Genomic DNA, 12578 nt, shown 5'->3' with positions numbered 1-12578 from the left:
TCCGTTACCCGCAGCTCACCACTACCAGCCACACGAAAAAAAGGCCCGCTTCCTAAAGAAACGGGCCCTTTTAAGGCTAGTTGCCGAACGCTCAATAATTTAACAATTCAGCAATTCAACCCTATTTGGATGGCATCAATACCGCATCGATGACGTGGGTAACGCCGTTGCTGGATACCACGTTGGGGATGGTTACGTTGGCGGTGCCACCTTTCGAGTCGTGCAGCATCACTTTGCCGCCTTGGGCCATTACGGTCAGCGTTTCGCCTTCCACGGTGGTTAGCGTCTGGCCATCTTTGAGGTCGGCGGCCATCACACGGCCGGGCACTACGTGGTAGGTCAGGATGGTGGTCAGTTTCTGCTTGTTCTCGGGCATTACCAGCGTATTCACGGTGCCAGCGGGCAGCTTTTCAAATGCCGCGTTGGTGGGCGCAAATACGGTGAATGGGCCAGCGCCTTTCAGGGTTTCAACCAGGCCGCCAGCCTTCACGGCTGCTACCAGCGTGGTGTGTTCCGAGGAGCCTACGGCGTTGTCTACGATGTCTTTATCGGGCGTCATCATGGCGCCGCCCACCATCACGCCACCGGCCGCGTCGGTGCTGGTCATTTGCATGTCCTTCATGTCCTTGCCTTCGCGGGGCTTGGTGGTAGCCTTCATCTTGCTACCGTCTTTGGCTTTGCCTTTGAGCTTGGTTTTCCCATCGTCGGCGACCTTGGTCTTGGTCATCATCTCGCCGTCTTTGGTCTTGGTTTTTTCGTCGTCCGATTTGGTTTTCATCGAGCTTTGGGCCTGCGAAGTAGAGGCAGCACCAAAAGAGAAAGCCAGCGTGAGGGCCGTTACGGAAAGGAGGTTCTTAAACATGAGAGGGAAGATTAGTAGGAACAGTCAACATATTGTCGGAAGCCTATACGGGCTAAACCCAACAATGGATGTAGCTGCTCTGCCGCTCTCAAGCTGGAAACCCGGCCTCCCCTCACCAGCAAAGGCACCGGAAATCCTCTGTACCACGCTGGCAATGGCCGTGCAGGCTTCCGCGCTGCAAAAGCCGTTGTGATGTGAGCAAGGTTTCGTTGCGCTCAGAATGGCAGTTAACCGAAGCAGGATAGCTCAATCGGCTTCCACTTCCAACTGCTGCTTGATGCCTGAGGAAGCGCGCACCATCAAATCGGGCTGCAATACCACCCGGCGCGGCGAATACAAACCGTCGTTTTCTTCGCGCATCTCCAAAAACAGCCGCACCGCCGCCTGGCCCATCTGCTCGCACCGCTGATCCACCGACGTCAGCAGTGGGTCGGTGAAGGAAGTGAAGGTTTCGTTGCTGAAACCCACCAGCGCTATATCCTGTGGTACGCGCAAGCCCCGCTGTTTCAGTAGTTGCAAGGCCCCAACCACCGAAAAGTCACTGGCTGAAAATACGGCATCGGGCGGTTCGGGTAGGGCCAGCAGGTATTCAATGCCCCGCTCGCCGTCTTCCAGGGCCATGTTGCAGTTGAAAATCAGTTCCTCTACTACCGGTAGGTTGTATTCGTGCAAGGCATCGAGGTAGCCCTGGCGGCGGTTTTTGTAGATGTTGAGGTGCTGGGGGCCACTGAAATGGGCCACGCGCCGGTAGCCTTGCTCCAGCAGGTGCTTGGTGGCCTGGTAGCCGCCTTCCCGGTCGTCAATCACCACGGCACTCACATCAAGCCCTTCCAGTACCCTATCGAAAAACACCAGCGGAATCTGCTGCATCCGTACTTTCTCGAAGTGCGTGAACGTGCGCGTGGTGCGGGCCAACGATACCAAAATGCCTTCCACCTGCGCGTTGAGCAGGGTTTCAATGTTCTTCTGCTCGTGCGCCACGTCTTCGTTGGACTGGCAGATGAGCACGTTGTAGCCGGCTTTGGCCGCCACGGCTTCAATACCTTTTACCACCATCGTGAAGAAGTGCCCATCAATGTGCGGCACTATCACGCCGAGCAGGTTGCTGCGGCCTTTGCGCAAACCCGCTGCCATGTGGTTAGGCTGGTAGTGCAAGGCTTTGGCCAGCTTCCAGACCTTCTTTTTAGTGGCGTCGCTGATGCTGGGGTGGTCGGCGAGGGCACGCGAAACCGTGGAAATAGAGATGCCAAGCTGCTGGGCCAGGTCGGAGATGGAAGTGCGGGTGCGGGCCACGGAGGGGTTGAGTTGAAATAAGGCTAGGCAATAATGCTACTCAAGCTATGCAAATTTGCGCAAGTATTTGCGTGAAACCAGGTGATTTATCGGCTTTGATCGGGCGTAACAGCCTCAACTCGCGGAATAGATATACACAAACGTTTGTATAGCCAACTTCTTTGCTCTTATTTGGCTTGCCTAATCCATCCGGCTTCCAACTCCCACTTTCCACCCTATGAAAAAACTACTGCTCTTTCTGCTCTTGCTTTCCTTGGGGGGCAGCACCCAGGCGCAAAAAGTTAAAACCAAAACCAAGACGAATGCCCAACCCGCCACCGGCCAAGTCTGGACGACGGCCAAAGCCTGGGAGTGGTACCGCGCGCATCCGTGGATGTCGGGCGCCAACTTCATTCCGAGCACGGCCATCAACCAACTGGAAATGTGGCAGGCTACCACCTTCGACCCCACCACCATCGACCGGGAGCTGGGCTGGGCCGAAGGTATTGGGTTCAATACCATGCGCGTGTTTTTGCACAGCCAGGCTTGGCAGCAAGACCCCAGCGGCTTCAAGCAGCGCCTGAACACCTACCTGGGCATTGCCGACAAGCACCACATCCAAACCATCTTCGTGTTCTTTGATGACTGCTGGAACAAGGAAAGCAAGCCCGGCCTGCAGCCCGCGCCCAAAACCGGCATCCACAACTCCGGCTGGCTGCAAGACCCCGGCGACCCTGCCTCCCGCGACTCGGCCACGTTTGTAAAGCTGAAACCCTACGTGCAGGACGTGCTAACCAGCTTCAAAACCGATAAGCGCATTCTGCTCTGGGACCTGTTTAATGAGCCCGGTAACTCCGGCAAGCTGGCCACATCGTTGCCGCTGCTACGCAACGTGTTCAGCTGGGCCCGCGCCGTAAACCCCGACCAGCCGCTGAGTGTGGGCCTTTGGGCCTGGGACTTCCAGGCGCTGAATGGGTTTCAGGCCCGCAACTCCGACATTATTACGTACCACAACTACGAAGACGCGCCCATGCATCAGCGCGTGATTGAGCTGCTCGAAACCCACGGCCGCCCCCTCATCTGCACCGAGTACATGGCCCGCACCCGCAACAGCCGTTTTTCCAACATCATGCCGCTGCTTAAAAAGCAAAACGTAGGCGCCATCAACTGGGGCCTGGTCGATGGAAAAACCAACACCAAATACGCCTGGGATACGCCGTTGGCCGATGGCAGTGAGCCAATTGAGTGGTTCCACGAGGTGTTTCAGAAAGACGGCGCGCCCTACCGCCAAGACGAAACCAACCTGATTAAGAAGCTAAACGGCAAGTAGGTTTTAGTGCCTAGTGCCTAGTGCTTGGTGCTTAGTGTTTAGGGGCGCGGACGAGGGGCCTCACCCCCTGACCCCCTCTCCGAAAAGGAGAGGGGAAACCGGTTCATCTGCTGACGACTGGCACCTCCTCTCCTTTTCGGAGAGGGGGCTGGGGGGTGAGGCCCCTCACCAGAACAATACACCCACTTGGCTCATTAGCAAGCACCAAAGAAAAGGCCCGATTCCGCTAGGAATCGGGCCTTTTCTTGAACTGCCAGTCCCAAAGTAAAGTAGGCCACTAAGCACTAAGCACTAAGCACTAAGCGCTAAGCGCTAAGCGCTAACGTGTTTGTAATGCACATCGGACTGGATGCGGAGCCGTTCGGCGGCGAATTCGGGGGTTACGTCGCGCTGGGGGTTGCCGAGCATTTCGTAGCCTACCATGAACTTGCGGACCGTAGCTGAGCGGAGCAGTGGCGGGAAGAAGTGCATGTGGAAATGCCAGCTTTCGTGCGCCTGCCCGTCGGTGGGGCGCTGGTGCAGCCCGGCCGAGTAGGGGAAGGAGATTTCGAAGAGGTTGTCGTAGCGAATAGTGAGCTGGCGCAGAATATCGGCCAGGGCATCTTTCTCGGCATCGGTAAGCTGCGCCACGTCCTGCACGTGGCGGCGCGGTACCAGCAGCGTCTCGTAGGGCCATACCGCCCAAAACGGCACCACCACCACAAAATGCTCGTTTTCGAGCACTACGCGGGTCTTTTCCTTGGTTTCGATTTCCAGGTAGTCGGAAAGCAGGCTGCGGCCGTGCTCGGCGAAGTAGGCGGCCTGTTGCACGGTTTCCTTGGCGGGCTCTACCGGCACGGTGCGCTGGGCCCAAATCTGGCCGTGCGGGTGCGGGTTGCTGGCGCCCATGGCCTGGCCCTTGTTCTCGAAAATCTGCACGTAGTTGATGTCGGGCCGGGCGCCAAGCTCCTGGTACTGCTCGATCCATACATCCACTACCCGCCGGATTTCAGCGGGCGTCATTTCCGGCAACGTTAGGTCGTGGCGCGGCGAAAAGCATATAACCCGCCCCACGCCCGATTCCGATTCGGCCCGGAGCAAGCCGCCCACGTTCACGCTGCCCACAGGCACATCAGGCATCAGAGCCGCAAAGTCGTTGTCGAATACAAACGTGCCTTCGTAGGCCGGATTCACGGCGCCGTTGGCGCGGGTGTTGCCGGGGCAGAGGTAGCAGGTGGGGTCGTAGGTGGGGCGCTGCTCGGCCGTTGTTTTTTCCTGCTGGCCCTGCCAGGGCCGTTTGGAGCGGTGCGGCGACACCAGAATCCATTCGCCGGAAAGCGGGTTGTAGCGGCGGTGTGGGTGCTCGGCGCTGTCGAATTCAGCCATCAGTTTAGTTATGAGTTGCCAGTTGAGAGTTGCCGGTTGAGAGTTGTCGGTAGTTGAATGAACTGGTAACCGGTAACTCTCAACTGGCAACTGAAAATCACTTGATTATTTCCACGCCGCCTACAATAGTCGTCTGGTAGGTTTCGAGGGGCAGGCCCAGGTAGCGGTGGTATTCTTCGGAAGCCTTCTGCACAAAATCATCCACGTGCTCGGTAGCTACCAGGTTGATGGTGCAGCCGCCGAAGCCGCCGCCCATCATGCGGGAGCCGTACACGCCAGGCAGCGCCTTGGCAATCTGTACCAGCACGTCCAGCTCGCGGCAGCTCACCTCGTAGTCGTCGCGCAGGCCGGCGTGGGAGGCGTACATTTCCTGCCCAAAAGCTTTCAGGTCGCCGTCTTTGAGGTGCTGGCAAGCCGCTTCCACCCGGAAGTTCTCCTGCACCACGTACAGGCAGCGGCGGTACACGACGTCGCCCATTTCCTCGCGGTGCTCGTTCACCTGCGGCAGCGTGGCGTCGCGCAGGGAGTTGATTTCGGGATAGTACTTTTTGAGAATAGCCACACCCTGCTCGCACTCCTGGCGGCGCAGGTTGTATTCCGAGCTGGCCAGGGAGTGTTTCACGCCGGAGTTGCAGAGCACAATGCGGCACGCCTCGGTATCGAAGGGCAAATACTCATAATCGAGGGAGCGGCAGTCGAGGCGCACCACCTGGCCGGGCTTGCCGAACAAGCTGGCAAACTGGTCCATCAGGCCGGACTGTACACCGGCAAACTCGTGCTCGGCTTTCTGTGCCATGTGCGCCAGCGTCATCCGGTCGAGTTGGGTGTCCATCAGGTGGTCGAGGGCAAACGCCAGTCCGCATTCCACCGCCGCCGACGACGACAAGCCCGCCCCAATGGGAATAGTGCCGCCAAACACGCAGTCGAAGCCTGGCACGGTGAGGCCACGCTTCTGAAACTGTGCTACCACGCCTTTCAGGTAGTTGGCCCACATGGTTTTGCCCTTGCTTACGTCCGCTACTTCCGCTTCGTAGTCCTGCTCCAGGTCATAGGCATACAGGCGGATTTTGCTGGTACCGTTCAAGCCTACTGCAAAGTAGATTTCCTTGTCAATGGCGCCCGGCAACACAAAGCCCTCATTATAATCAGTATGCTCACCAATGAGGTTCACCCTACCTGGCGCTCTTACCAGCAAAGGAGAATGGTCGAATCGTTCTTGAAAAGACTTTGCAATTGATTGTTGAAGCATGACCTGTAGGAAACAAGGACGTGAAACTGGAATGGGACAAAAGAAACTGAGGCTAAAGTAAAGGAAATTAATTCTGGAATTTAGCGCATACGTTTGCAATATTTTAGTGCTACTACCCCATATTTGGCTCGTAGTATTCGGCGTATATGCAGCGTACGGACACTAGTGAGAGTTATTTAAAATGAGGAACCGAGCAATGCCTGATGCAAAGGTTTGCACAATTTGTGCGCATATTTTCGTTGCCGAGCCACCTTGCTGCCAGGCAGCGGCAGGCAGTAATAGCACAGCAACCGGCGTTGCTACTGTAGTTGCTTTCTATGCTTAGGCGTACGCAGCCGCAAAGCTGTTCGCACTGCTTCAGATGCCATGCAAAACAGTAGCGGACTGAAGAGCTAGCACAGCAGGGGAGCAGTGCTACCCTCCGCAGTTCGTGCCTGACGCAGACGGCAACTAACTGCTTGCTACCTAAACAGGGTCTTGGCTTATTCCCCAGCACAATTTCATGCGTCTATTTCCCACAATTTGTTGCCTGATGATAAAGAGTGAATGGCTGTTAATCAATCTAGTACAAGTGGAAACGCAAACAATTATTTGCAAGCAAGCATGCACAAACGATTGTGCAAACCAATAGTAATTCCTACTTTACGGGCTACTTAGCTATTGTGGCTCCCTATGAAAGAAGAACTTACTTCTTACTGGATTACAACTTATGCTTGCTGAAGTGGAATTAGACCCCAATGCCCAGCCATCTAGGCAGCAAGCCGCACTGGGCTGCTTACGGCAAATCAGTTGATTCCACTTTCTTTTCACTGCCTGTTTCCACTCCCTGTTTTCTGCATTTCTAACTTCCCCTCACGCAATGAAAAAATTCAACCGTGCCGGTCTGCTTGCCGGTGGTATTGCGGCCAGCCTGGCCTTTACGGCCTGCAACCAGCAGCCGGCCACCAATACCGAAGGTGGCACCAGCGCTGCCGCCCCCGATTCCACCCAAACCTCTGCCGCCGCAATGCCTACTTCCTCTTCTTTCGGCAAAACCAACGCCGGTGCCGAAGCGCAACTCTTCACGCTCACCAACGCCCACGGCGTAAAAGCCACCATCACCAACTTCGGGGGCACGCTCACCAGCCTGATGGTGCCTGACAAAGACGGCAAAATGGGCGACGTGATTCTGGGCTTCGACAACGTGAGCGGCTACCAAAGCCCGGAGTTCCTGAAGTCGGGGCCGTATTTTGGGGCCTTGATTGGGCGCTACGGCAACCGTATCAAAGGCGGCAAGTTCACGCTCGATGGCAAGGAATACACACTGGCCAAAAATAACGGCCCAAACTCGCTGCACGGCGGCAAGGTAGGCTTCGACAAAGTGGTATGGGATGCCAAGCCCGGCTCCTCGGCCGACGGCCAGACCCTAACGCTTACCTATAACAGCAAGGACGGCGAAGAAGGCTACCCCGGCAACCTGGCCGTGACGGTGGTGTACACCCTCACCGCCGACGACGCCCTGCGCATCGACTACACCGCCACCACCGACAAGGCCACGCCCGTCAACCTCACCAACCACGCCTACTTCAACCTTAACCACGGCGTAGGCAAAGACATCCTGGGCCACGAGGTAACGCTGCCCGCCGACCGCTACACCGTGGTAGACGCCACCCTGATTCCGACCGGCGAGTTGAAGCCAGTAAAAGGCACACCCTTCGACTTTACCACGCCCCACACCATTGGCGAGCGAATCGGGCAGGTACCCGGTGGCTACGACCACAACTGGGTGCTGAATAACCCGAGCGGCATGCACGCCGCCGCTACCGTGTACGATGCTGCCACCGGCCGCACCATGGAAGTAACCACCACCGAGCCCGGTATCCAGTTCTACACCGGTAACTTCCTCGATGGCACCCTGAAAGGCAAAGGCGGCACCGTGTACGGCAAAAACTCCGGCTTCTGCCTGGAAACCCAGCACTTCCCCGATTCGCCGAACCAGCCCTCGTTCCCGAGCACCATCCTCAAGCCCGGCGACACCCTGAAATCCACGACCATCTACAAGTTCGGCGTGCGCAAATAAGTGAAATGGTGAGGTATGTTATACTACAGACCGTCATGCTGAGCTTGTCGAAGCATCTCGCGTGCTGATGTTGAATTAGTAATCTGACGTCAGCACGCGAGATGCTTCGGCAAGCTCAGCATGACGGTCTGATAGATCCTCACCATTTCACCACTTCACCACTTCACCATTTCACCACCCGTGGAAACTTCTCATATTGCATCTTCCAACTCCCCGGCGTACGTCATTGGGGTTGATTATGGCACTGACTCGGTGCGCTCCTTGCTGGTTGATGCCCGCACTGGCGCCGAAATAGCCCAGGCCGTGCACTACTACGCGCGCTGGAAAAAGCTGGAGTTCTGCAACCCGGCCCGCAACCGGTTCCGCCAGCACCCCCTCGACCACATCGAAGGGCTGGAAACCACCATCCGCAAAGTGGCCGCCCACGTGCCCGCCGAGCAGATTGTGGGCATTGCCGTGGACACCACGGGCTCGACGCCCGGCCCCGTAAACGAGCAGGGCGTGGCCCTGGCCCTCACGCCCGGCTTCGAAACCAACCCGAACGCCATGTTCGTGCTCTGGAAAGACCACACGGCGCTGGCCGAAGCCGCCGAAATCAACCAGAAAGCCCGCACCTGGGGCGGCGAAGATTTCACCAAGTTTGAAGGCGGCATCTACTCGTCGGAGTGGTTTTGGGCCAAGATTGCGCACGTTATCCGCGAGGATGAGGCCGTATTCAAGGCCGCGCACTCCTGGATTGAGCATTGCGACTGGGTGACGCTGCTGCTGACCGGCCAGGATTTGGCCACGTTCAAGCGCAGCCGCTGCGCCGCCGGCCACAAAGCCATGTGGCACGAAAGCTGGGGCGGTTTGCCTTCTGAAGAGTTCCTGACGCACCTGGAGCCCAAACTGGCCGGCTTGCGCAGCCGCTTGTTCGAGGAAACCTACACCGCCGACGAAGTAGCCGGCCACCTCTCCGCCGAGTGGGCCGAGCGCCTCGGCCTGACCACCAACACCGTGGTAGCCGTGGGTAGCTTTGACGCCCACGCCGGTGCCGTAGCTGGCGAAATCGAAGCGTATTCGATGGTGAAGGTGATGGGTACGTCCACCTGTGATATTGTAGTAGCGCCCACCGCCGAAGTAGGCAGCCACCTCGTGGCTGGCATCTGCGGGCAGGTGGACGGCTCCGTGATTCCCGGTATGCTGGGCTTGGAGGCTGGGCAGTCGGCTTTCGGCGACTTGCTGGCCTGGTTCCGCCAGATGGTGGAATGGCCGCTACACCACGTGCTGCCGCATTCCAAAGTGCTGAACGCCGAACAACAAGTGGCCCTGCGCGACGAAATGAGCGACCTGCTGCTGGTAGAGCTCAGCAAAGCCGCTGCCGAAGTGGACCCCGAAGAGTCGGCCGTATTGGCCCTCGACTGGGTGAACGGCCGCCGTACGCCCGACGCCAACCAGGCCCTGAAAGGCGCCCTGATGAACCTGACCATGGGCACCAACGCCCCCCAGATTTTCCGGGCGCTGGTAGAAGCCATCTGCTACGGCTCCAAGCAAATTGTGGAGCGCTTCGAGCAGGAAGGCATCCCGGTGAAGCAGGTAATCGGCATCGGGGGCGTGGCCAAGAAGTCGAAGTTTGTGATGCAGACCCTGGCCGACGTGCTGGACCGCCCCATCAAAATTGCCGTTTCCGAGCAGGCCCCGGCCTTGGGCGCGGCCATGTACGCGGCCGTAGCCGCCGGCATCCACGCCGATGTGCTGACAGCCCAGCGCGTGATGGGCAGCGGCTTTGCCGAAACCTACGAGCCCAACCCCGCCCGCGTGGCCGACTACCAGGCCCGCTACGAGCAGTACCAGGCCTTCGGTAAGTTCGTGGAAAGCGCCACCGTGGGCCAGTCTGAGCCGGTAATGGAACCCGAAACACCTGCCATCACCTCCGCATGAGCCAATACCAGGATTTGAAACAGGCGTGCTACGACGCCAACATGCAACTGCCCAAACTTGGGCTGGTGCTGTTCACCTTCGGCAATGCCAGCGTGGTGGACCGCGCCAAAAACGTATTCGCCATCAAGCCCAGCGGCGTGCCCTATGACACGCTGACGCCCGAGGACATTGTGATTGTCGATTTCGACAACAACATTGTAGAAGGCAAGAAGCGCCCGTCGTCGGATACCAAGACGCACGCGCTGCTCTTCAAGCAGTGGCCGGAAATCGGGGGCATTGTGCACACGCACTCCACCTACGCCACCGCCTGGGCCCAAACCCAAACCGACATTCCGATTCTGGGCACCACCCACGCCGACCACCTCACCACCGACGTGCCCTGCGCCCCGCCCATGGCCGACGAGCTGATTCAGGGCGACTACGAGCACCAGACCGGCTGGCAGATCATCCAGGAATTCGAGCGGCGTGGCATTTCGCCCACCGAAGTGGAGATGATTCTGGTGGGCAACCACGCGCCCTTCACCTGGGGCAAAACCGTGGAAAAAGCGGTGTACAACAGCGCCGTGCTGGAAGAAATTGCCCGCCTGGCCTACCTCAGCTGCACATTGCGCCCCGAGGTGCCCCGTCTGAAAGACGCCCTGATTCGCAAGCACTACGAGCGTAAGCACGGCGCTAATTCTTACTACGGTCAATAAATTTTCAAAATAACGGTCATGCTGAGCTTGCCGAAGCATCTCTACCGCTTCGCTGCTCACGTCAGAAGTTACTACCACAACGGAGCGGTAGAGATGCTTCGGCAAGCTCAGCATGACGTTCTTCTTTAGTTTCTCTTTCTCATGATCAACATTTCGCAATACGAAGCCTGGTTCATCACTGGCAGCCAGCACCTTTACGGCCCCGAAACCCTGGAAGAAGTAGCCGTACACTCGCAGCAGATTGCTGCCGAGCTGAACACGCAGCTGCCCATCAAGATTGTATATAAGCCCGTGCTGACCGGCCCGGAGGAAATCTACAAGCTGATGCAGGAAGCCAACACCACCCCGAATTGCGTGGGTCTGATTGCCTGGATGCACACCTTCTCGCCAGCCAAAATGTGGATCAACGGCCTGAAGATTCTGCAAAAGCCGTTGGCGCACCTGCACACCCAGTTCAACCGCGACATTCCGTGGGGCGACATCAACATGGACTTCATGAACACCAACCAATCGGCGCACGGCGACCGGGAGTTTGGCTTCATCGGGGCCCGCATGGGCATCAAGCGCAAGGTGGTAGTGGGTCACTGGCAGGATGCCGCCGTGCACCAGAGCCTGAACATCTGGAGCCGCGTGGCTTCGGCCTGGGCCGACTGGCAGGGGGCCCGCTTCGTGCGCTTCGGCGACAACATGCGCTACGTAGCCGTAACCGAAGGCGACAAAGTGGAAGCGGAAATCAAGTTCGGCTACTCGGTGAACACCTACGGCATCGGTGACCTGGTGGCGGTGGTAAACGCCGTAACCGACCAGCAAATCAACGAGCTGCTGGCCACCTACGAAAAGGAATACGAGCTGGCTGACACGCTGAAAGACGGTGGCAGCCAGCGCGAATCCCTGCGCGACGCGGCCCGCATTGAGGCCGGCATGCGCAAGTTCTTGCAGGACACCAACGCCAAAGGCTTCACCGATACCTTCGAGGATTTGCACGGCATGGTGCAGCTGCCCGGCATTGCCACCCAGCGCCTGATGGCGGAAGGCTACGGCTTCGGGGGGGAGGGCGACTGGAAAACCTCGGCCCTGGTGCGCGCCATGAAGGTGATGGGCGCGGGCTTGCCCGGCGGCAACTCGTTCATGGAAGACTACACCTACCATTTCGCGCCCAACAACAACCAGGTGCTGGGCTCGCACATGCTGGAAATCTGCCCCACGATTGCCGAAGGCAAAGTGCGCGCCGAGATTCACCCGCTGGGCATTGGCGGCAAAGCCGACCCGGTGCGCTTGGTGTTCAACTGCCCCGCCGGCGAAGGCCTCAACGCCACCATCGTGGACATGGGCAACCGCTTCCGCATGATTGTAAACGAAGTGGTGGCCGTGGCGCCCGAGCAAGACCTGCCCAACCTGCCCGTAGCCCGCGTGCTCTGGAAAGTGAAGCCCGACCTGGCTACCGGCGCCGCCGCCTGGATTCTGGCCGGCGGAGCGCACCACACCGGTTTCAGCCAAAACCTGACCGCCGAGTACCTGGAGGATTTCGCCGAAATGGCCGGCATCGAGTACGTGGTTATCGACGCCGATACCAAGCTGCGCACCTTCAAAAACGAGCTGCGCTACAACGAAGTGGCTTTCAAAAACTAAAAAACTAGTTCCCCTCCTCAGATGAGGAGGGGTTAGGGGTGGTTGACCAATCGTTGAACGACTTACTAGCTCTAGTTTCTAATTCTAGACTTTCAACCACCCCTAGCCCCTCCTCATCTGAGGAGGGGAACTAGCTCTTAGTTTAGAAGAATCCCTCTGCTCCTTCGCGCAAAAGATCAACTTAGAATGAAATAAAT

General features: G+C 58.0%; 9 protein-coding genes. 5 read left to right on the top strand and 4 right to left on the bottom strand.

Features of this window, described 5'->3' with window-relative positions; genetic code table 11:
• Window positions 1-121: 121 nt before the first annotated feature.
• A complete protein-coding gene (locus J0X19_RS18490) occupies window positions 122-622 on the bottom strand; it encodes a fasciclin domain-containing protein (RefSeq protein ID WP_394369123.1) in 501 nt (166 codons plus the stop codon).
• A gap of 486 nt (window positions 623-1108) precedes the next feature.
• Window positions 1109-2155, bottom strand: coding sequence for a LacI family DNA-binding transcriptional regulator (locus tag J0X19_RS18485; protein WP_206985904.1), 1047 nt, complete (start codon window positions 2153-2155; stop codon window positions 1109-1111).
• Window positions 2156-2372: 217 nt separating this feature from the next.
• On the opposite strand from J0X19_RS18485, the gene J0X19_RS18480 reads away from it, so the two are divergent.
• On the top strand, window positions 2373-3464 hold the full coding sequence (locus J0X19_RS18480; RefSeq protein ID WP_206985903.1) for a glycoside hydrolase 5 family protein: 1092 nt from the start codon (window positions 2373-2375) through the stop codon (window positions 3462-3464).
• Window positions 3465-3776: 312 nt separating this feature from the next.
• On the opposite strand, the gene J0X19_RS18475 is transcribed toward J0X19_RS18480, so the two are convergent.
• Window positions 3777-4829, bottom strand: coding sequence for a UDP-glucose--hexose-1-phosphate uridylyltransferase (locus tag J0X19_RS18475; protein ID WP_206985902.1), 1053 nt, complete (start codon window positions 4827-4829; stop codon window positions 3777-3779).
• 97 nt (window positions 4830-4926) lie between these two features.
• Window positions 4927-6078, bottom strand: coding sequence for a galactokinase (galK, locus tag J0X19_RS18470; protein WP_206985901.1), 1152 nt, complete (start codon window positions 6076-6078; stop codon window positions 4927-4929).
• A gap of 859 nt (window positions 6079-6937) precedes the next feature.
• On the opposite strand from galK, the gene J0X19_RS18465 reads away from it, so the two are divergent.
• From J0X19_RS18465 to araA, 4 genes are all read left to right on the top strand, one after another.
• Window positions 6938-8137, top strand: a complete 1200-nt coding sequence (locus J0X19_RS18465; RefSeq protein ID WP_206985900.1) for an aldose epimerase family protein — start codon at window positions 6938-6940, stop codon at window positions 8135-8137.
• Window positions 8138-8317: 180 nt separating this feature from the next.
• On the top strand, window positions 8318-10057 hold the full coding sequence (locus J0X19_RS18460) for a ribulokinase (protein ID WP_317194794.1): 1740 nt from the start codon (window positions 8318-8320) through the stop codon (window positions 10055-10057).
• Window positions 10054-10752: an L-ribulose-5-phosphate 4-epimerase gene (locus tag J0X19_RS18455; RefSeq protein ID WP_206985899.1), complete on the top strand. Its 699-nt coding sequence runs from the start codon at window positions 10054-10056 to the stop codon at window positions 10750-10752. Before J0X19_RS18460 ends, J0X19_RS18455 begins: the two co-directional genes overlap by 4 nt.
• A gap of 141 nt (window positions 10753-10893) precedes the next feature.
• The gene (gene araA / locus J0X19_RS18450) at window positions 10894-12381 is read left to right on the top strand and encodes an L-arabinose isomerase (RefSeq protein WP_206985898.1); all 1488 of its coding nucleotides are present in this window, start codon (window positions 10894-10896) and stop codon (window positions 12379-12381) included.
• The last annotated feature ends 197 nt before the right edge of the window (window positions 12382-12578 follow it).

It is taken from the genome of Hymenobacter telluris (assembly GCF_017313265.1).
Lineage (GTDB): Bacteria > Bacteroidota > Bacteroidia > Cytophagales > Hymenobacteraceae > Hymenobacter > Hymenobacter telluris.
This window is presented reverse-complemented; position numbering and strand designations above follow the sequence as displayed.